22 protein-coding genes are annotated in these 20140 nt (G+C 69.4%); 14 read left to right on the top strand and 8 right to left on the bottom strand.

The window, feature by feature from the left end; translation table 11 throughout:
* Positions 1-112: 112 nt before the first annotated feature.
* Positions 113-1813: an FAD-dependent monooxygenase gene (locus ACIBJB_RS12185; protein ID WP_398929346.1), complete on the top strand. Its 1701-nt coding sequence runs from the start codon at positions 113-115 to the stop codon at positions 1811-1813.
* Between the two features lie 10 nt (positions 1814-1823).
* On the opposite strand, the gene ACIBJB_RS12180 is transcribed toward ACIBJB_RS12185, so the two are convergent.
* The 7 genes from ACIBJB_RS12180 to ACIBJB_RS12150 all read right to left on the bottom strand — a co-directional run bounded on the left by ACIBJB_RS12180 (position 1824) and on the right by ACIBJB_RS12150 (position 9493).
* On the bottom strand, positions 1824-2408 hold the full coding sequence (locus tag ACIBJB_RS12180; RefSeq protein ID WP_398929344.1) for a TetR/AcrR family transcriptional regulator: 585 nt from the start codon (positions 2406-2408) through the stop codon (positions 1824-1826).
* 383 nt (positions 2409-2791) lie between these two features.
* On the bottom strand, positions 2792-3460 hold the full coding sequence (locus ACIBJB_RS12175) for a response regulator (protein ID WP_398929342.1): 669 nt from the start codon (positions 3458-3460) through the stop codon (positions 2792-2794).
* Positions 3457-4740: a sensor histidine kinase gene (locus ACIBJB_RS12170; protein WP_398929844.1), complete on the bottom strand. Its 1284-nt coding sequence runs from the start codon at positions 4738-4740 to the stop codon at positions 3457-3459. Before ACIBJB_RS12170 ends, ACIBJB_RS12175 begins: the two co-directional genes overlap by 4 nt.
* 27 nt (positions 4741-4767) lie before the next feature.
* On the bottom strand, positions 4768-5607 hold the full coding sequence (locus ACIBJB_RS12165) for an ABC transporter permease (protein WP_398929340.1): 840 nt from the start codon (positions 5605-5607) through the stop codon (positions 4768-4770).
* Positions 5604-6542: an ATP-binding cassette domain-containing protein gene (locus ACIBJB_RS12160; protein WP_398929338.1), complete on the bottom strand. Its 939-nt coding sequence runs from the start codon at positions 6540-6542 to the stop codon at positions 5604-5606. The genes ACIBJB_RS12165 and ACIBJB_RS12160 overlap by 4 nt, the downstream gene beginning before the upstream one ends.
* Before the next feature lie 389 nt (positions 6543-6931).
* Positions 6932-8467: an aldehyde dehydrogenase family protein gene (locus ACIBJB_RS12155; protein WP_398929336.1), complete on the bottom strand. Its 1536-nt coding sequence runs from the start codon at positions 8465-8467 to the stop codon at positions 6932-6934.
* A gap of 234 nt (positions 8468-8701) precedes the next feature.
* On the bottom strand, positions 8702-9493 hold the full coding sequence (locus tag ACIBJB_RS12150; protein WP_398929334.1) for an SDR family NAD(P)-dependent oxidoreductase: 792 nt from the start codon (positions 9491-9493) through the stop codon (positions 8702-8704).
* A 72-nt stretch (positions 9494-9565) separates the two neighbouring features.
* Here ACIBJB_RS12150 and ACIBJB_RS12145 point away from each other — a divergent pair, with 72 nt between their 5' ends.
* The gene (locus ACIBJB_RS12145; protein ID WP_391060254.1) at positions 9566-10021 is read left to right on the top strand and encodes a MarR family transcriptional regulator; all 456 of its coding nucleotides are present in this window, start codon (positions 9566-9568) and stop codon (positions 10019-10021) included.
* A 320-nt stretch (positions 10022-10341) separates the two neighbouring features.
* Here the strand turns inward: ACIBJB_RS12145 and ACIBJB_RS12140 are convergent, their stop codons facing one another.
* The gene (locus tag ACIBJB_RS12140) at positions 10342-11289 is read right to left on the bottom strand and encodes a zinc-binding alcohol dehydrogenase family protein (protein ID WP_398929331.1); all 948 of its coding nucleotides are present in this window, start codon (positions 11287-11289) and stop codon (positions 10342-10344) included.
* A 114-nt stretch (positions 11290-11403) separates the two neighbouring features.
* Between ACIBJB_RS12140 and ACIBJB_RS12135 the strand changes: the two genes are divergently transcribed.
* The 12 genes from ACIBJB_RS12135 (at position 11404) to ACIBJB_RS12080 (ending at position 20126) form a co-directional block, all read left to right on the top strand.
* Complete coding sequence (locus ACIBJB_RS12135; protein ID WP_398929329.1) at positions 11404-12162, top strand: SDR family oxidoreductase; 759 nt, start codon at positions 11404-11406, stop codon at positions 12160-12162.
* 16 nt (positions 12163-12178) lie between these two features.
* Positions 12179-12844, top strand: a complete 666-nt coding sequence (locus tag ACIBJB_RS12130; protein WP_398929327.1) for a TetR/AcrR family transcriptional regulator — start codon at positions 12179-12181, stop codon at positions 12842-12844.
* A gap of 307 nt (positions 12845-13151) precedes the next feature.
* Positions 13152-14063, top strand: a complete 912-nt coding sequence (locus ACIBJB_RS12125) for an alpha/beta hydrolase (RefSeq protein WP_398929325.1) — start codon at positions 13152-13154, stop codon at positions 14061-14063.
* Positions 14064-14096: 33 nt separating this feature from the next.
* Positions 14097-14696 carry a flavodoxin family protein gene (locus ACIBJB_RS12120; RefSeq protein WP_398929323.1) on the top strand — a complete coding sequence of 200 codons (600 nt, stop codon included), beginning with the start codon at positions 14097-14099 and terminating at the stop codon, positions 14694-14696.
* Between the two features lie 51 nt (positions 14697-14747).
* Positions 14748-15140, top strand: a complete 393-nt coding sequence (locus ACIBJB_RS12115; protein WP_398929321.1) for a nuclear transport factor 2 family protein — start codon at positions 14748-14750, stop codon at positions 15138-15140.
* A gap of 27 nt (positions 15141-15167) precedes the next feature.
* Positions 15168-15866, top strand: coding sequence for a type 1 glutamine amidotransferase domain-containing protein (locus ACIBJB_RS12110; protein ID WP_398929319.1), 699 nt, complete (start codon positions 15168-15170; stop codon positions 15864-15866).
* A gap of 139 nt (positions 15867-16005) precedes the next feature.
* Complete coding sequence (locus ACIBJB_RS12105) at positions 16006-16875, top strand: helix-turn-helix domain-containing protein (protein ID WP_398929317.1); 870 nt, start codon at positions 16006-16008, stop codon at positions 16873-16875.
* A gap of 167 nt (positions 16876-17042) precedes the next feature.
* On the top strand, positions 17043-17975 hold the full coding sequence (locus tag ACIBJB_RS12100; RefSeq protein WP_398929315.1) for an NADP-dependent oxidoreductase: 933 nt from the start codon (positions 17043-17045) through the stop codon (positions 17973-17975).
* Between the two features lie 224 nt (positions 17976-18199).
* Complete coding sequence (locus tag ACIBJB_RS12095; protein ID WP_329252470.1) at positions 18200-18532, top strand: carboxymuconolactone decarboxylase family protein; 333 nt, start codon at positions 18200-18202, stop codon at positions 18530-18532.
* 28 nt (positions 18533-18560) lie between these two features.
* On the top strand, positions 18561-18689 hold the full coding sequence (locus ACIBJB_RS12090; protein WP_398929313.1) for a hypothetical protein: 129 nt from the start codon (positions 18561-18563) through the stop codon (positions 18687-18689).
* 9 nt (positions 18690-18698) lie between these two features.
* Positions 18699-19715 carry a zinc-dependent alcohol dehydrogenase family protein gene (locus ACIBJB_RS12085; RefSeq protein WP_398929311.1) on the top strand — a complete coding sequence of 339 codons (1017 nt, stop codon included), beginning with the start codon at positions 18699-18701 and terminating at the stop codon, positions 19713-19715.
* Between the two features lie 39 nt (positions 19716-19754).
* Positions 19755-20126, top strand: a complete 372-nt coding sequence (locus ACIBJB_RS12080; RefSeq protein WP_398929309.1) for a DUF2255 family protein — start codon at positions 19755-19757, stop codon at positions 20124-20126.
* The last annotated feature ends 14 nt before the right edge of the window (positions 20127-20140 follow it).

Below are 20140 nucleotides of genomic sequence, written 5' to 3'. Positions count from 1 at the left end.
TCTTGTGTTTTGCCAGGTCTTCCACACAACGGCATGCGCGTGCAATTCTGACCCCGGTTCAAGAGATGGGGCCATGAGCGGTCCGACCCTTGCTCAGGAAGGCAGATCTTCTATGTCCGACCAGCACGAAAGAGCCGGATCTCGGCGCGTCCTGGTCGTGGGGGCGGGGCCCGTGGGCCTCGCCCTCGCGACCGAGTTGGGGTGGCGAGGCGTACCGGTCACCGTGATCGATCAGGGTGACGGCCGCGTGCCCTTTCCAGCAGGTGAGGCGATCTTTTCCCGCACCATGGAACACCTGCGCCGCTGGGGTTGCGCGGAAGAGGCCCGCACGGAGTCGGCGCCCGCTCCCGACTACCCGCACCGCACGGTGTTCGCCACCTCCGCCACGGGGCACGTCCTGACCGACTTCGACTACGGGGTCACCAACCGGTCCTCAGGTGTGTACACGCCGCTGACGCCGGAGGGTCCCGCCTTCCTGTCCAAGTTCTCCTTCGTGCCGTTGCTCGCCCGAACGGCTGATGAACTGCCGGGAGTCGAGATCAGGTACGGCACCCGCCTGGAGACGATGGAGCAGGATTCCGACGGTGTCCTGGCCGTGGTGCGCGACGTGGCGAGCGGCGCCACCGAGACGCTGGCCGGCGCCTACCTGGTGGCCTGCGACGGAGGCCGCAGCGGCATCCGTCGCGCGCTCGGCATCGAGTTCGAGGGCATGTTCGCGCAGGGTCACAACTTCGCCGTGCATTTTCGTGCGCCACAGCTGCTGGACCTGCTGCGGGAGCGGCTGGGCGGCCCCGCGGTGCAGATCCACACCCTGTCGTCGGCGCGCAGGCCGTACATCACGGTCGTCAACGGCGTGGACGAATGGCGGCTCTCGGTCTACCTGGACGAGGAGCCCGACCCCGCTGACGCGGTCGCCTGGATACGCGAGGCCGCCGGTGCGCCGATCGACGTGGAGATCCTCGCAGCGCAGCCCTGGAGCGGACACTGCGTCGTGGCCCGCACCTACCGTGACGGTCGGGTGTTCCTCGCGGGCGACGCGGCGCATCTGTTGTGGCCCAAGGGGGGCTTCGGCGCCAACACCGGGATCGGTGACGCCGTGGACCTCGGCTGGAAGCTCGCCGCGACCCTCCAGGGATGGGGAGGCCCGGCGCTCCTGGACAGCTACGAACAGGAGCGGCGGCCGATCGCCGTCCGCAACGTCACGGAAGCCTCCAGCAACTGGAGGGCCGACGCGCGGCTCGTCCCCGATCCCGTGCTCGACCGCATGGACGCGGAAGGCGAACGGCTCCGTCGTGAGGTGGGAGAGGAGATCCGCCGGTCCCGGGCCAAGGAGTTCCGCTGTACGGGCGTCCAGCTCGGCTACCGCTACAGCGGCTCCCCGATCTGCGTGCCGGACGGCAGTCCGGAGCCGCCCGACGAGCCGGACGAATACGTGCCGTCGACGTGGCCCGGCTGCCGCGCGCCGCACGTCTGGCTGCCCGACGGCAGCTCGGTGCTCGACCACTTCGGGCGCGGGTTCACGCTCGTGGTCTCGGGTTTCGCCGACCCGACGCCGCTGGTGCGGGCAGCGCGCCGGTGTGGTGTGCCGATGACCGTGCTGCGCCTGGCCGACCCGGCCGCCGCGGAGCTGTACGAGCGGCCGCTCGTGCTCGTCCGCCCGGACGGCCACGTCGGCTGGAGAGGTCGGCAGGCTCCCGCGGATCCCGTCGCCGTACTCGACACGCTGCGCGGGGCGACGCTCTCGCCTTCGGACGGGAAAGCCGCCGGTGCGGAGCAGGCGGTATCAGCGGGAGTCGGGACTCACCTCGTCTGAGGTACCGCTCTCAGCGCTTCCGCCCCTTGGGCCCCGCGCACCTGGCCAGGACGGACTCCATCAGAAAGCGGATCATCTCGTGGGCCGGCCTGTTCTGGTCGTTGGGCACGTTCGCCCCTTCGAACACGGCGATCGCGACATCGCGGACGAGCGCGGCATCGATGCCAGGGGCGCTGTCGAGGCCGCGCTCGGCCATGAGCTCGTCGACCAGTCCCACGATCCAGTTCAGGAAGGTGTTGTGGGCCTCGCGGACTTCCTCCGAGTGAGGAAGCCGGTCGTGCATGGCCTGGTGCAGCGGCCGTGAATAGCGCATGTCGGACAGCCCGCGCACCAGGCGGCTCAGGGGGTCGGCGCCGGCCTGCTCCTCGTTCAGGATGCGGATCTCGCGACTGAGCATGCGGTTCATGACGGCGGCGAAGATGTGGTCCTTGGAGTCGAAGTACCAATAGACGTTGCCCCGGGCCACGCCGGCGGCGGAACTGATGTCCGCCATCGTGGTCTTGGCGTAGCCCTTCGCCAGAAAGAGCTCGGTGGCCGCGGCTAGCAGATCACCCGTGCGCTCCTCGCGGGGGATCTGTTGGCGGTTCCGCGGCATCCTGACTCCTCCTGTGAGTTCACCACATCTCACGTGAGTCTAGACACCCGGCAGGCCGCGCCCTGCTCAGAAGGAACTGTGACCACCGGCCCTCAGCGAGGAGTCCCCGGGCATCCTTTGCCGAGGAGGAGGCGGCGGATGTGCCGGCACGGCGATGGCGGACATCAGCGCGGCAGCACGTGTCGGCCGACCGCGACCTGCTCACCGAACCGGCCCGGACCTCGCGGACATGCGCACTTTCCGCCTGCTGCATCGGGCGTTGAACGAGTGGCCCGACCGCTCATCGGCCGTGCGGGTGCACCCCGCTCACGAGCTGATCCGGTTCCTGCAGGCAGCGGTTGTCGCGCGGTCGGCATGATCGCATGCGGCCGCCGCTCGTCGGTTCAGTCCACGGTGGGCCGGGCCAGGCCGTGGTCGTAGGCGAAGATCACGGCCTGGATGCGGTCGCGGGCTCCGATCTTGGTCAGGACACGGCCGACATGCGTCTTGACCGTGGACTCGGACAGAACGAACCGCGCGGCGATCTCCCCGTTGGTCCAGCCCTTGCCGACGGCCACGAGGATCTCGCGCTCGCGGTCGGTCAGGGAGATGAGCCTCGGGTCCTCGGAGGGACCAGCTCTGTGGGAGGGGACGTACTGGGCGAACTCGTCAAGAAGGCGGCGGGTGAGCGCGGGTGCGATGACGGCGTCGCCGACGGCGACCGCGCGGATGCCCGCGAGAAGTTCTTCGGGGCGGGCGTCCTTGAGGAGGAAGCCGCTGGCGCCGGCGCGGATGGCGGCGTGGACGTACTCGTCGAGGTCGAAGGTGGTGAGCACGAGGATGCGCGAGCGACCGCCCGCGGCGACGATGCGGCGGGTGGCCTCGATGCCGTCCATGCCGGGCATGCGGACGTCCATGAGGACGACGTCGGGGCGCAGTTCAGCCGTCTTGCGGACGGCCTCGGCGCCGTGGGCGGCCTCACCGACGACGTCGGTCTCGGGGACGGAGTCCAGGAGCAGGTGGAATCCGTAACGTTGCAGCGGCTGGTCGTCCACGATGAGCACGGTGGTCATCGGTCACCGCCGCTTCCAGGCGTGAGGTCGAGGACGGCCTCGACGCTCCATCCTCCGCCGCCCGCCGGTCCCGCGCTGACGGTGCCGCCGTACAAGGCCGCTCTCTCCCGCATGCCCACCAGGCCGTGTCCTTCCTCGTTCGGCGGTTCGGATGATGTGGCCGGGCCGGTGTCCAGGACCCGGATGGTCAGCCGGCTGTCCTCGACGAGGATCGCCAGGTGTACCCGGGTGCCGGAGTCGGCGTGCTTCAGGACGTTGGTGAGGGCTTCCTGGACGATGCGGTACACCGTCAGCTGCACCCCGCTGTCCAGGGTGTCCACGTCGCCGGAGGTCCGGTAGACGACCTCCATTCCTGCGGCGCGCACCTTGGCGCACAACGCTTCGAGGTCCGCGATGCCGGGCTGCGGGCTGAGCTCGGGCCTGTCCGGCGGACCGTCCGCGGTCTCGCGCAGCACGCCGAGCACGCGCCGCAGCTCGCCGAGTGCCTGTCTGCCGGTGTCGCCGATGAGCTCCAGGGCCTCCTTGCCTCGTGCGGGTGCGACGTCCGTGGCGTAGGCGCCCGCGTCGGCGAGCGTGATGATGACGGACAGGTTGTGGCCGACGATGTCGTGCATCTCGCGGGCGACACGGGTGCGTTCGGTGGCCGTGGCCAGCCTGCTGCGCTGGTCGCGCTCGATTTCCAGCCGGGCGGCCCGATCCCGCAGTCCTGCGAGCTGGGCCCGGCGGATCCGGACCATCAGGCCGAGTGCGAGCGCCGCGGTCGCCGTGCTCAGCAGGAAGAACAGCGAGTCCCCGACGGACACCACCGACGACACGCGGACCGCGACCAGCACCATGGCGCCCGCCATGGCCGCACAGACCCACGGCAACTGCCGCAGCCTCCCGTGCAGGGCCAGGCTGTACAGGGCGACGAAGAGAGCGACATCCGCGCGCAGCGCCGCGCCCAGGGACCATTGGAGGACGAACACCGCGGTGATGGCGGCGAAGGCCGCTGCGGGCCTGCGCCGCCGCCACAGCAGGGGCAGTACCAGGCCGGCCTGCAGGGCCAGCATTCCGGCGACGGGCAGGTGGGTGAAGGCGAGCCGGAACCGGCGCGGGCTGTCCCCGTCGTCCGCACCGCCGTGGATCAGGTCGGGCAGGCAGAACATCAGGAAGACCAGGACGACGACCGCGGTGTCCAGTACCCACGGATGTGTCCGGTCGGCATGCCGCAGCCGCTGGCCGCCCCGGGACAGTCGGGCGACCAGCGGTCCCATCCCGCTGATGTCATCGGTGGTCACGGACGTCACCGGTCCATGGTGCGGCCGTCAGACGTCACTGCGTACGAGCCGGTACGCCGCGCCGCCCAGCGCCAGCGCCGTCCAGCACAGGAACACCAGCAGTCCGGCGCCCGGCGACAGGGTCGTGGAGTCGTGGGTCAGGGCGAACATCGCCTGGCCCGCGTTGGACGGCAGGTAGGGGCTGATGTCGTCCTGCCAGGAGCTCGGCAGCAGGGAGATCAGTCCGGGAATCAGCATCAGGGCGGCCACCAGGACCGAGATCCCGCCGGCCACCGACCGCAGCAGTGCGCCCAGGGCGGCGCCGATCACCCCGACCAGGCCGAGGTAGAGCCCCGCGCCCAGCAGACTCCGCAGGACACCCGCGTGCGAGAGGCTCATGGCCGCGGGCGTGCCCGAGACGATTCCGCTCCCGATCAGGAAGGTGACGAACGCACCCAGCGTCCCCACCACCAGCGCGACCAGCCCGAACACGGTCGCCTTGGACCACAGCACGGGCAGCCGGCGGGGCACCGCCGCCAGCGTGGAGCGGATCATGCCGGTCGAGTACTCCCCCGCCGTGACCAGCACGCCGAGCACGCCCAGGGCCAGCTGGGCGAAGTTCGTACCGAAGAGGGACAGGCTCACGGTCGTCGAATCGGCGAAGTCCCGGTCCAGGTTGCCGGAGTCGATCCCCGACTTGTAGCGGCTCGCGGCGATCAGGCCGAAGGCCACCACGAACAGCAGGCCAAGGCCCAAGGTGATCCAGGTCGAGCGCAGGGACCACAGCTTGGCCCACTCCGAGGCCAGCACGCGCCGTCCGGTCACCCGGTAGTCGGGGCGGGCAGGGGTGGTCCGGGGTTCCTCGGCGGTTGCGGTGAGGGTGCTCATGCGGACCTCCCGAGGGTCTCGATGCCGGTCGTGGAGCCTTGGTACTCCACGGCATCCCTGGTCAGATCCATGAACGCCTCCTCCAGCGACACGGTCCGCGCGCTCAACCCGAACAGGGCGATCCCGTGCTCGGCCGCCTTCAGCCCGATCTCGCGGGCGCTCAGCCCGGTCACCTGGAGCTCCTCGGAGCCGATCCGGCCGGTGACCTCGACGCCCGGCCCGGCCAGAACGTCCCGCAGCCGCGCCGGATCCTGCGTCACCACCTGCACCGTGTCCCCGCCCGCCTCACGGATCAGGTCCGCGACGGTCGTGTCGGCCAACAGCCGGCCCCGCCCTACGACGATCAGGTGGTCCGCGACCAGGGCCATCTCGCTCATCAGGTGCGAGGACACGAACACCGTCCGCCCCTCGTCGGCGAGCCCCTTGAGCAGGTTGCGGATCCAGAGCACCCCCTCCGGGTCCAGCCCGTTGACCGGCTCGTCCAGCATCACCGTCTGCGGATCGCCCAGCAGCGCCGCGGCGATGCCCAGCCGCTGGCCCATGCCGAGGGAGAAGGCACCGGCCCGCTTCTTCGCCACGCTGGCCAGTCCGGCGAGGTCGATGACCTCGTCGACCCGGCGGCCCGGAATGCCATGGGTCAGCGCGAGGGCCCTCAGGTGGTTGTACGCCGAGCGGCCGGGGTGGATCGACTTCGCCTCCAGGAGCGCGCCGACCTCCTGGAGTGGCGCCCGGTGCGAGGCGTAACGGTGGCCGTTCACGGTGACGGAGCCGCTCGTCGGGGCATCAAGGCCGACGATCATGCGCATGGTCGTGGACTTGCCCGCGCCGTTGGGCCCCAGAAAGCCCGTCACCGTGCCCGGCTTCACGACGAAGTCCAGTCCGTCGACGGCTGTCTTCTCGCCGTATTTCTTGGTCAGCTGCCGTGCGTCGATCATCCGCGTTCTTTCTGTCCGGCTCCGGCGTCCGTCACTTCGACGCCGCACCGGCAACGCTAGGTGCCGGATCATCCCGACCCGGTGGTACCGGGAGGCTGATCTGCGCCGTACGAGTGGTACCGCGGTACTACGCGGCTACCTGCGGTGCTTCCGCAGTTCGTCGGCTCAGCCGTGCTCGCGGCACGCATCCGGCCGCCGCGGAGGACGACACACAGCCGGGGCGCCGGTTGCTCCGATGCGCCCCGGCATCGGCCCGGCGCCGGGACCCGGTCCCAAGACGGCGCAGCGTCTGGGACCCGGATGCCGGGCGGCCGATGGCCTGCCTTGTGAGGGGCACGTATGGCGGACCGGACTCGGCCCGAAACGTCCGTCGCAGCCCGTGAGTTGAATCAGTCCGACTTCTCGCCGCTCTCGGCCAGGATCTGCTTACGGACGCTGGCAAGGGCTCCCGCCATGGCCCCCTGCGGCCTGCCGAAGGTCGAGGCGGAGAACCGGGCGGGGCCGGTCTTGGCGGTGAAGGAGTGCGCGTAGGCGAATTCCCGCAGCCCCTCCTCTCCCTGCTTGCGCCCGTAACCACTGTCGCCGCGACCGCCGAACGGCACCGCGGGGTTCATGGAGAACACCAGGGCATCGTTGATGCTGGTCATTCCCACGCGGAGGCGACGGGCGATGGCCTCGCCGCGGTCGCGGCTGAAGACGGCGCTGCCCAGTCCGTACCGGCCGGCGTTGATATGAGCGACGGCCTCATCCGCGTCGGCGACCTTGATGATCGCCAGCGTCGGCCCGAACGTCTCCTCCGTCGCCGCGAGGGCGTCGGGGGCCACGCCGACCAGGATGGTGGGCGCGACATAGCGTTCACCCACTGCGTCGAGACCACCGACGGTGGCTGTTGCGCCGCGGTCCAAAGCGTCCTTGATGTGTTCCCGGATGATCGAGGTCTGGCTCGGCAGCGGAACCGGCCCGATCTCCGCGTCCTCGTCGCTGCCGACGCGTACCTGCCCGGCAAGCTCGCTGATCTTCCGGACGAACTCGTCGTGCACCGACTCGACGACGTAGGCCACTTCGAGACTGATGCAACCGTGCCCGGTGTTCTGCATGGCGCCCCACACGACGTGAGCGGCGGCCTCGTCCAGGTCGGCGTCCTCGGCGACGATGACGCCGTCCTTGCCTCCGAGTTCCAGCAGAACGGGGGTCAAGGTCTGAGCGCATTGGGCGGCCACCGCCTTACCCGTGGCGACGCTGCCCGTGAACGCCAGTTTGTCGAGGCCCGCCTCGATGAGCGCCTGCCCCGTGGCCCCGTATCCGTTCAGGCTCTGCAGGACGGCCGACAGCTCCGGAACGGCACGCTGCCAGGTTCGGACGAGCCATTCGGCGACGCCGGGCGTGATCTGGCTGGGCTTGAGGACCACGGCGTTCCCGGCCGCGAGCGCGTCGACGAGGATGGCCGCGGGAGTGAGCAAGGGGAAGTTCCACGGGCCGATGACGCCGACCACGCCGTAGGGCTGGTATTCGACCCACGCACGCTGGTTGGGCGTGGTGGGGCTACCCGGAACCTCGCGACGCTCCAGGACACGCGCGGCGTTGTCAGCGGCGTACTGCACGTGCTCGAGCGTGCCGAGCACCTCTACGCGGGCGTCGTCGAGGGGCTTGCCGTTCTCGGCGTGAATGAGTGCGGCGCCCTCCTCACCACTCAGAGCTATCTGCCGCCGCCACGCGCGCAGTCGCTCCGCGCGGCCCTCGAAGCCGAGGTCCCACCAGGCCCCGGTGACCGAGCGCGCGGCGGCGACGGCTGCGGCTGCCTCTTCCTTGCCGGCCACGGGGTAGCGCGCGAACTCGGCTCCGGTGGCCTGGTCGATGGTGACGATCTCGGTCGCGTCGTATCCGATGACGCCGTCACGTGTGATCGTCGGGCTGTTGTCGGTCATGGGTCTTCCCCTGTCTTTCTTACGTCCGCCCGCGTGAGGTGCACCCATGGCTGAGGGCAGGTGGCGGACGAGGTCTTCGGCACAGTGGCCGCTGGACTGCAGTCGGCGCGGGCCGACGGCAGTGGGGCATCGGTGGCCGCATATCCGGATGCGCTCTCGGCGGGGTGATGTTGCGCAGCCGTCGGAGGGCGACCCGCGGCCCGGTCGGGGGCAGCGCCGAGGAGACGCCCGCTTCTACACCTGCGCGTTGCGGTAGCGAGCCGCGGGGGTGGGCTGGTTGCCGCCGGTGAGCAGAGCGGACTCCGCGGCCAGCAGGGCGTCAAGGGCGGCGGCCTGGTCCTCCAGACCAGGGGCGCACACTGTCTCCCCCAGGCGCAGGCCGGCCAGGCTGGCCGAGGCGACGTCCTGCGGGGTCATCGCCCAGGGGATGTCGCGGCCGACGCCTTCGTTCCACTCCGTGGCCACGACGCCGGGCAGCAGCACTTGCGTACGGATGGGTGTGTCGGCCAGCTCACCTGCGAGGGTCCGGGTGAAGGCGACGGTTGCGGCCTTCGCCGCCGCGTAGAGAGTGCGTCGGGGTGCGCGTGGGTCGTCGAGGCCCCCGCTGAAGGCCAGCAGCGAGGCCACCGTGATGATCGCGCCTTCTCCGGCGGCGAGCATTCCGGGAAGCGCGGCGCGGACCAGCTGAACGGGGGCCACGGCGTTGAGGGTGAGCAGTCGGTCGACGTCGGCGGGGTCGACATCGACGAGCGGGGCGTAGCCGCCGGCGCCCGCGTTGCTGACCAGCAGGCGCACGTCCCCCGCGGCGAGGCGACCCACGACAGCGGAGATGCCCTCGTGGGTGCCGAGATCAGCGGGCAGCACCTCCACGGCGGCACCCCGGACGCGGAGTTCCTCCGCGAAGCGGCCGAGTCGGTCCGCGCGGCGCGCCACCAGGACGAGGTCGTGGTCGTCCGCGAGCAGACGGGCGTATTCGGCGCCGATGCCGGAGGAAGCGCCGGTGATGAGAGCGATCGTGCGAGTCATACGTCGAGCATGTCTCAAGCGTTAGCCTAGTGTCAAACGCTTGATAGTTATGAAGTGTCGTACCCTTGGCAGGTGATACGTGATGACGAGGAGCCTGTGGGGCTCGGCGCGCTCGACCGGGTGACCTGGGCATTGCGCCGCGCGGACCTGGCGGTGCTGACACTCAAGGAACAGCGGCTACGCCCGCTGGGCATGGCCGCCGCTCACTACACCCTGCTGATATCGGTGCACAGCGAACCAGGGCTGGCCGGCGCCGAGTTGGCCCGCCGCCTCAACGTGACCCCCCAGGCCGTCGCCTCCCTCGTGGCACGCTTGGAGGGCCGCGGGCAGCTGGAGAGGCGCGAGCACCCGCGCCACCGGCACGTGCAGGAGCTGCACCTCACCGACGCCGGACGGGAAGCGCTGCGCGCGGCCGACCAGGTGATCGCCGACATCGAGCGCCACGTCACCGAGGGGCTGGGACCGGAAGAAAGCGCGCAGCTGCTGACGCTGCTCGACCATGTGAGCAAGACGGTACGCAACGCCTGAACCCGTCGGTCGACACGCCACACTTGTGCGTCCGGGGACTGCCCCGGCGCACGCCGACTCCTCCCGCATGGTCTCGGCGCATCGCACGCCGGCTGCGATGGGGCACACCCCACGGCGACGCCGCTCAGCCGGCGACGAAAGCACCGACCACTCGCTGGAAGGACGGCCCTGCCTCCTGAAGCGGGTGCGTGCCGAAGATCCCAGGGATCCCCACCGCCGCCAGCAAGTGGGCAGCGGATCTCTGCCCATCCCTTCGCTTCCCCTCGGGCACTGCCCCGTCTCTTCTCACAGCGCCGCCGCCGGTGCAGCCGGGGGTCGGGTCACGGGACGAGGACGATCTTCCCCGTCGTGTGCCCGGTCATGATCTGCCGATGCGCTGCGGCGGCTTCGCGCAGCGGATGGCTGGCGGCGATCAGGACCCGCAGCCGCCCGGCCCCCGCGGCTTCGGTGAGCTGCAGGCGCGCGGCGGCGCGGATTTCTGTGCCGGGGTCCGCGCCGGGCCCGCCGCCCAGGAGCTTGATGCCGGCTCGGGCCCCGCGTTCGAACCCCGCAACACTCGCGATGCGGGACCGGTCCGCCACCAGCTCCACCGAGACGTCCACCGCCTCGTCGGTGCCCACCAGGTCGGCCGCCGCATGGACGCCCTGCGGCGCTGCCGCACGCACCCGGTCCGCCAGACCCGGCCCGTACGCGATCGGAATCGCCCCCAGGTCGCGCAGCACGTCGTGCTTGGCCGGGCTCGCCGTCCCCAGCACCCTCGCGCCGCGCTCGACAGCCAGCTGCACGGCCATCAGGCCGACGCCACCCGCGGCGCCGTGGATCAGCACGGCATCGTTCTCACGCAGGCCGATCGCTTCGAGGACGTGCACCGCGGTGACGCCCGTGACCATCAGTCCTCCCGCCTGCTCCCAGGAGAGAGCAGCGGGCTTGGGCACCACCGACGACGCCGGGACGATGAGTTCGGCCGCGTACGCGCCGGGCGCGCGGTATGCGATCACCTCGTCGCCGATCCGGATCGGGCCCGCGGGGCCGGTCGCGTCGGCACCGACAGCGGTCACCACACCGGCCGCTTCGGCGCCGAGCCGCATCGGCAGATTCGCCGGATCGGTTCCGAAGGCACCGCTGTACATCTTGTGGTCGAAGGGGTTGACGCCGACGGCGCGGACCTCGATGCGCACCTGACCCGGCCCTGGCTCCCCTACGGCGACATCGATCACCGACAGCACCTCAGGACCACCGTAGGCACGCGCTACTACTGCTTCGCTCATGTCACAGGACAACACGGCGCCGGAAAGGTCGATTCCCCTTCTGGGGCACTTTTTTGAACGGAGCGCTCCGCTCCGATAAGTTGGGTGACAGAGCACCCGAACGTGGAAGGACCCATGAACGCCACGACCAAGCCCACGGCCCTGGTGACCGGCGGCAGCAGGGGAATCGGAGCTGCCACCTCGCGTGCATTGGCAGCTCGCGGCTACCGCGTCGCCGTCAACTACTTCTCTCACCGCGAGGCGGCCGACCAGGTGGTCCAGCTCATCGAGGCCGACGGCGGCGAAGCCTTCGCCGTGCAGGCCGACGTGTACGACCCCATCCAGGCGGCCGAACTGCTGGAGAGCTCCGCGGTCGACGGGTGCTTGGACGTCCTCGTCTGCAACGCCGGCGCTCGCTTCACGCCCACTTTGGTGCAGACCCTCGCCTGGGACGACTTCAGGACGAAGGTGACGAGCGAACTCGCATCCGTCTATACGCTCACCCAGCGGGCACTGGAACTCATGGGCGCCCGAGGGCAGGGCCGGATCGTGTACGTCTCCAGCGCCGTGGCCGATGGTCCGCCGGCCCCGGGCATGACCGCCCACGGCACCGCCAAGGCCGCCCTGAACACCTTCGCCCGCTTCGTCGCCCACGAGGCCGGTCCACTCGGCGTCAACGTCAATGTCGTGGCACCCGGTTACGTCCGCACCGAGAGCAGCGCACACATGCCGCAGGACTTCCAGCGGCTGCTGGCGGAGAACACACCCCTGGGGCGGGTCGCGGAACCGGAGGACGTGGCCCGGGCGATCGTGATGCTCCTCGGTGAGGAAGCCGCCTTCTTGACCGGCGAGGTGCTCACCGTCGACGGTGGGTACGGCCTGGCACGCCGGTAGAGGAAAATACCTGCCCATGGGTGACACGCAGACCGGCAGACCGCGCGGCCGCCGACGGGAGGCGGACCGCAACGACGACCGCCTCATGCAGGCTGCGCGCGAAGTCTTCGCCGAGCTCGGCTGGGACGCGCCCGTCTCGGAGATCGCCCGCCGGGCAGGCATCGGCATGGGCAGCCTCTACCGCCGCTACCCCAGCAAGGAGATGCTGGCTCAACGGATGCGCATCGTGGGGATGGAGCAGCTCGTCACCCAGGCCCGCACCGCCCTCGCCGAAGAACCCGAACCATGGGCGGCCTTCGCCCGCTTCCTGCGGGACGCGCTCTCGGCCCAGGGGGCGGGCGGCCCGCTCCTCCCCCTGATCGGCGGCCGGCTGCCGGCCACCGACGACATCGTGGCATCCGCCGCCCGACTCCGGGCCGCCCTCGACGACCTGGTGGACGGCGCTCACCGCGCAGGCGTGCTGCGCGCCGACTTCACCTCCGCCGACGTTCCCTTGCTGCTCGAACACCTCACCGCACGGATCCCCGTCACCGACGAACGCGCCACCACGCTCCACCTGCGGTACCTCGACCTGATCCTCGCCGGACTGCGCACATCGACCACCGACGGGCCCACCGCGTTGCAGAGCCCGGCTCCGGACTGGGCGGAACTCAGCGAGCTCTGGAACGCGCCCAAGAAGTGAACGCGCCGCTCGCGCCGGACCGGCGCCCCAGGTCATGCTGTCGCATCCCGCGTCCGCTGATACGGGGCAGCAGTCCACGACGCCAGGAAGCGCAGTCCGACGGCCAGTCTCGCACCGCTCGGTCTGCGCGAGGAGGGTAAGGATTCCTCCCCTGGATAAGCCATTCTCAGGATGGAATTCTCCCCTTTGGGGGCTCGCACGAGGATGGCAGGGTCAACCCGCGGCCGGCAACCGGGGCCGGCCCACGGAGAACACGAACCCAAAACAGGGGCAATTACTTGCCCAGCGCCACGAAAGGCCAGGCGCCATGGTCGAAACCGTTTCGTTCAGGAACAAGGAAGTGGAGATTGCGGGACATCTCCATCTGCCAGAAAACTTCAGCGAAGACAAGAAATATCCGGCACTCGTCGGAATTCATCCGGCCGGCGGCGTAAAGGAACAGACCATCGGCCACTACGCCAAGAGGCTCGCCGAGCACGGATTCGTCACCGTCGTCTACGACTCTTCCTACCAAGGAGCGAGTGGTGGTGAACCCCGTCTCCTGGAAGACCCGACCACCCGGGTGGAAGACGCTCGCTGTGCAGCCGATTTCCTCACCACGCTTCCGTTCGTCGACTCCGACCGCATGGGGGTCTTCGGCATTTGCGCCGGCGGCGGCTACGCGATCAGCGTGGCCCAGACCGAACGTCGCTTCAAGGCAGTCGCTACCGTCAGCGCAGCTCCGATGGGTGAGGGTTCCAGGGGCTTCCTGGGGCATCTGTCCCCGGTGGCCGAGCAGATCGGCACGCTGGAAATGGTCGCCCAGCAGCGCACGGCGGAAGCAGGAGGAGCACAGCCTCTGTACGCCCCGTTCGTCCCGGAAACGCTGGAGGAGATCAACGAAAGCACGCCGGACCTCCTGCGCGAAGGATACGACTACTACAGGACACCGCGAGGTCAGCACCCCAATGCGAAGGGTCGTTTCCTGCTGACCAGCATGGACAAGATGTTCGCCTTCTCGGCGTTCGACCAAATCCCTGAACTGCTCACCCAGCCGCTGCTCCTCATCGCAGGGAGCAAGGCGGACACAAAGGTGTTCAGCGACCAGGCCTACGAGCTTTCCAAGGGACCGAAGGAGTTGTTCATCGTAGACGGCGCGACTCATATCGCACTGTACGACGTGCCTGAGTACGTGGATCAGGCGATCCCCAAGATGGCGGAGTTCTTCGCCATCCTCTAATGGTCCACAGATTTTTCGAGGAGCCCGATCGACATGTCCCATCCGGACCGCACCACAATCGCCATTGCCTTTCATTCGGGCTACGGCCACACAGCTGTCGTCGCCGAAGCCGTGGCGCGTGGCGCGGCGGGAGCCGGCGCCGAGGTCGTTTCAATCTCCGTGGACACCATCACCGACGAGCAGTGGGCGCACCTGGATGCCGCGGACGCGATCATCTTCGGTGCCGCCACATACATGGGCACCGCCTCCGCGGCCTTCCACGAGTTCGCCGAGGCCAGCAGCAAGCGCTGGTTCTCCCATGCCTGGGCGGACAAGCTTGCCGCGGGCTTCACGAATTCCGGTGCCAAGAGCGGCGACAAGTCGTCCACCCTTGGCTACTTCGCCACCTTGGCCGCCCAGCACGGCATGCACTGGATCAGCCTGGGTCTGATGCCGGGCTGGGATTCCACCACGGGCAGCGAGGACGACATCAACCGGCTGGGTTTCTTCATGGGTGCCGGCGCCCAGAGCCCGACCGACGCAGGTCCGGAAGCGGTCCACAAGTCGGACCTCGCCACCGCCGAGCACCTGGGTGCGCGCGTCGCGCGCCAGGCCGCGGTCTTCCGCGCCGGGCGGGCCGCTCTCGCTGCCTGATCACCAGGTCTTCCTTCCGTATCCGAACCAGTCCCCCTGCAAGGAGCAACCATGTCCGACTCCCCGAGCCTCGCCCTCATCCGCCGACTGTACGAGTCCGGAATGGCCCCGGAGGTCACCGACGAGGTCATGGCCTCCGACCTCGTGTGGGACATCACCCCCGGCTTCCCGAACAGCGGCGTGTACCACGGTTGGGCCAGCGCGGCGCAGGACTTCTTCGGCAGGACGATGCCGAACTACGAGTCGTTCGGAGCGGTGCCCGAGGAGTTCTACGCGGACGACGAAGGCCATGTCTTCGTGTTCGGGCACTACCACGCCGAGACGAAGACCGGGAACAAGGCCGACGTCCGCTTCATCCACCTGTGGACCGTCCGCGACGGCAAGGCCGTGAGCATGCGGCAGGCCGCTGACAGCCACGTCCTCCAGGAAGCCCTCAAGGGCTGAGCGCCCCCCACCCGTCAGGAGTCACCCATGGCGAAGATCCTCTTCGTGATCACCGCGTCCGACCACTGGACGCTGGCCGACGGAACCCGGCAGTCGGCCGGCTTCTGGGCCGAGGAAGCAGTCGGCCCGTACCAGGTCTTCAAGGATGCTGGATACGAGATCGCGGCCGCGACCCCCGGCGGCGTGCCGCCCACCGCTGATGCGCTCAGCCTCACCGCGGAGTTCAACGGCGGCGAGGAAGGCGCCCAGCGCATGCGGACCGCCCTGAGCGAGGCGACCGAGCTGGCCAAGCCGATGCGCATCGAGGACGTGACCATAGACGACTACGTGGCCGTGTTCTACCCCGGCGGCTGGGGCCCGATGGAGGACCTGCCGGACAACGCCGCCTCCGGCAGGCTCCTCACCGATTGGCTCGCCTCGGGCAAGTTGGTGTCGCTGGTGTGCCACGGCCCCGCGGCGCTGCTGGCCACGATCGGCCCGGACGGGACGTCCCCGTTCGCCGGCTACCGCCTGACCGGCCTCTCCAACGCCGAGGAGAAGCTCAACGGTCTCGCGGACCGCGCGAAGTGGCTGTTGCAGGACCGCCTCGTGGGCGAACTCGGCGCGGACTACCGCGAGACCGAGCCGTTCGCCCCGCACGTGGAGGTGGACCGCACCCTGTACACCGGCCAGAACCCGGGCTCGGCCGTCCCCCTGGCTCAGGAACTGGTCAAGGCACTGCGCTGACAACTCAGCTGCACGCGGAAGAGGACTCGGCGGCCCCCGGAACGCATTCCGGACCGCCGACCCCTCTTCGCTCGGCAGCCCGACGTAGGCAGGATCGCTCCCCCTCACAACGCCGGGCTTCTGTGCGAGGCTGCACATCATGAACCGCAACCCCCATCTGAACGAGCTGGGTGAGTTCCTCAAGGCCCGCCGTGCCGAGCTCAGCCCCTCCGAGGTCGGACTTCGCGCAGGGCAACGGCGGCGTGTGAGCGGTCTACGTCGTGAGGAAGTGGCGCTTCTCGCCGCGATCAGCACTGAGTACTACACGCGCATCGAACAGGGCCGCCTCCAGGCATCGGGCCCGCTGCTCGACGAGATCGCCCAGGTGCTCCGCCTGAACGACGACCAGCGCACCTACCTCTTCGACCTCGCGGCGAAAGAGCGGGGGCGTCCATCCGCGTCGGACGAGCGCCAACAGGTGGACACACAGCTGCAGCGCATGCTGGACGATCTCACCGCCTCCCCGGCCTTCGTCATCGGCCGGCGGACCGACATCCTGGGGTGGAACCAGCTCGCCGCCGCCCTGTGGACCGATTTCGGACACTATCCGGAACAGGAGCGCGTGTTTGTCCGGCTGCTGTTCACCGAACCCTGGATGCGCGAGTTGTACGCGGACTGGGAAGAGGTCACGCGGCTGGCCATCGCTCAGTTGCGCATGGAGAGCGCACGCTACCCCGACGACGAGCGCCTCACCGCACTGGTCGAGGAACTCTCCGCCCGCGACGAACAGTTCCGGCAATGGTGGACCGAACACGACGTCGCGGCGCGGGGCAAGGGCACCAAGAAGCTTCATCACCCGGTGGTGGGCGAGCTGACCCTCGACTGGAACACGCTCACCTGCGGCACGGACCCCGATCAGCACATCATCGTGTGGAACGCCGAACCCGGATCCCCGTCCCACGACGGACTGCGCCTCCTGGCCTCCTGGGCCGCGGACCGGAAACGGACGGCGTCCGACACCGTCACCTGAGCCCTCGCCCACGTGCGCCTGATAGGGCCTTTGTCACGAGCATGGAGGGATGAATTCGTCCCCCCTATCACCGCATCCCCGCCAAGAACCTTCCCCTTTTCCGGCCGTGCCCGAGGCGGAAATGTCGAACACCTCAACGACCGCATGCCGAGCAATGAGGTAATTCGATGAAGGCTGTAGGTTTCACGGAATTCGGCGGGCCGGAGGTGCTTCAGATCCTGGAGCTGCCCACGCCCGAGGCCGGTCCGGACGAGGTACGCATCCGGGTGCACGCCGCGACGGTCAACGCGGTCGACGCCCTCCAGCGCAGCGGACCCGCCCGGTCGCCGGACGCCCAGCCGCCGTTCGTTCCCGGCATGGAAGCCGCAGGGGTCGTGGACCAGATCGGCACGGGTGCGGGCACGGATCTGAGCGTCGGCGACCGTGTGATGGCGATCGTGCTCCAAGACGGCGTGCACGGCGCCTATGCCGAGCAGGTCGTGGTCCCGGTGGAGTCGGTCGTCCGCGCCCCCCTCGGCGCGACCGACGCGCAGGCCGCGTCGCTGCCCATGAACGGCCTCACCGCACGCCTGGCCCTGGACACGCTCGGCCTGGCACCCGGCCAGACCCTCGCGATCACCGGAGCGGCCGGCGCGGTCGGCGGCTACGCCGTCCAGCTGGCCAAGGCGGACGGGCTGCGCGTGGTGGCCGACGCCTCGGACCAGGACGAGACCCTGATCAAGGAACTCGGTGCCGACGTCGTACTCCGTCGCGGCGCCGAGTACCCGGACCGGGTACGCGCGGAGGTCCCGGAGGGCGTCGACGGACTCGTCGACGCCGCGTCACTCGGCGCCCTCTGCGCTCGGGCGGTCCGCGACGGCGGCCGGGTGGTGACACTGCGCGGCTACGACGGCCCCGGCGAGCGAGACGTCGTGTTCGAGCCGATCGTCGTGTTCAGCTACGTGAAGGAGCATGCCAAGCTCGACCGGCTCCGGCAGCAAGCGGAGGAAGGCCGCATCACCCTCCGGATCGCGAAGACCTTCCCAGCGGAACATGCCGCCGAAGCGCACCGGCTCCTCGCCGCGGGCGGTGTGCGGGGTCGGCTGATCCTGACGTTCTGATCCGAGGGGCGTGCGGGCACAGGGGCGGCGGACGAGGGGGGTAAGAATTCCTCCCCTGGATAAGCCATTCCCAGGATGGAATTCTCCCCTTTGCGGGTTCGCACGAGGATGGCAGGATCGATGCGCGACCGGCAACTGGTGCTCGAAGAACACCGCCTTAGCCTTCGGCGCGGCCCATGGGGCCCGGCCTGAATCCCAGAAACACACGCTAGGAGCATCCCCCCATGTCCGAACGGAAGAAGTTCGCGCCGCCGGCGATCCAGGAATTCGCCCCCAAGCTCGCGGAGGTGACCGACACGGTCCTGTTCGGCGACATCTGGGAGCGGCCGGGTCTGTCCCCGCGCGATCGCAGCCTGGTCACGGTCACCGCTCTCGCCGCCCTGTACCGGAACGACCAGCTCGGCTTCCACCTCGGCAAGGCGCTGGAGAACGGCGTGACCAAGGACGAGCTGATCGAGGCCATCACCCATCTGGCCTTCTACGCCGGATGGCCCAACGCCATGACCGCGATGAACCAGCTCAAGGAGATCGTGGACAAGGCCGACCAGTCTGGCTGAGGCTCCTCCGCGGAAGCAACCTCCCACCATGAGACTTCCTGCCGAGTGGTTCCCGGGTGAGGAGCACTGGCACAGCGCCGCACCCGACCGGTGCATGACTCACCTCGCTCCCTGCGAGACGGACGACGCCGACACCACGACAGACACCACGAGTTGAGAAGGCATCATGCGAGCGACCATCATTCACGCGCCGGGGGACATCCGGGTGGAGAACGCCCCGGAACCGAAGATCACGGCATCGACGGACGCGGTGATCCGTACCGTCGCCACCTGTGTGTGCGGCTCCGATCTGTGGAGTTACCGCGGTGTCCTGCCGGTCGCCGAGGCTCAGCCGATCGGCCACGAGTACGTCGGTGTCGTCGAGGGGGTCGGCAGCGACGTCTCGAGCGTCACGCCGGGCCAGTTCGTCATCGGTTCCTTCGTCGCCTCCGACAACACCTGTCCGATCTGCCAGGCCGGCTACCACACCTCCTGCCGGCACGCGCAGTGGGTGAACGGCGCCCAGGCCGAGTACGTTCGCGTCCCTCTCGCCGACGGCACCCTGGTCGCCGTCCCGGAGCAGCCGGCCGAGGCGTTGATCCCGAGTCTGCTGGCCCTGTCCGACGTCATGGGAACCGGCTGGTACGCCGCCAAGGCAGCTGAGGTCAAGCCCGGTTCGACGGCCGTGGTCGTCGGTGACGGCGCCGTGGGCCTGTCCGGTGTCATCGCCGCGAAGGAACTGGGCGCTGAGCGCATCATCGCCATGAGTCGACACGAGTCCCGACAGAAGCTGGCCCTGGAGTTCGGCGCCACCGACATCGTCACCGAGCGGGGCGAGGAAGGCGTCGCCCGCGTCAAGGAACTGACGAACGGCATCGGCGCCGACTCGGTCCTCGAGTGCGTCGGCACCCAGGAGTCGCTGCACCAGGCGCTTCAGTCCACCCGCCCCGGCGGCAACGTCGGTTTCGTCGGCTTCCCGCACGGCTCGCGGATCGACGGCCAGGAGCTCTTCTTCTCCCACGTCGGCCTGCGCGGTGGCCCCGCCCCCGTGCGCGCCTACCTTCCCGACCTGATCGACCGCGTCCTCAGCGGCCGTATCAACCCGGGCAGGGTCTTCGACCTCACCCTGTCGCTGGACGAGGTCGCCGAAGGCTACAAGGCCATGGACGAACGCCGTGCCATCAAGACGCTGCTGCGTCCGTGACCTGAAGCGACCGGATCCAGGGAGATGGGAGCATCACCGATGACGACTTGGACGAGCGACGAGCTCAACCTCATCGCGCAGGCCGACGAGTTGGAGATCGCGCCACTGAGGCGTGACGGCACTCCGCGCAGGCCGGTGCCGATCTGGGTCGTCCGCGACGGTGACGACCTGTACGTCCGCTCGTTCCGAGGAACGGACGGCGGCTGGTGGCGCACGGCCCGCGCGAGCCACGAGGGGCACATCCGCTCCGGAGGCGTCGACAAGAACGTCACCTTCGTCGAGGTGGCGGACTCCGAGATCAACGACCGCATCGACACCGCGTACCGCACGAAGTACGGCCGCTTCGGCGACGCGTACGTCAACCCCCTCGTGACCGCGCGCTCGACAACCCTGCGGCTGACCCCCCGATGAACACGACGATCCCG

The organism is Streptomyces sp. NPDC050759, from assembly GCF_044456945.1.
In the GTDB taxonomy this organism is placed as follows: domain Bacteria; phylum Actinomycetota; class Actinomycetes; order Streptomycetales; family Streptomycetaceae; genus Streptomyces.
The sequence above is the reverse complement of the archived record's forward strand: the minus strand, read 5'-3'. Positions and strand labels throughout refer to the sequence as shown.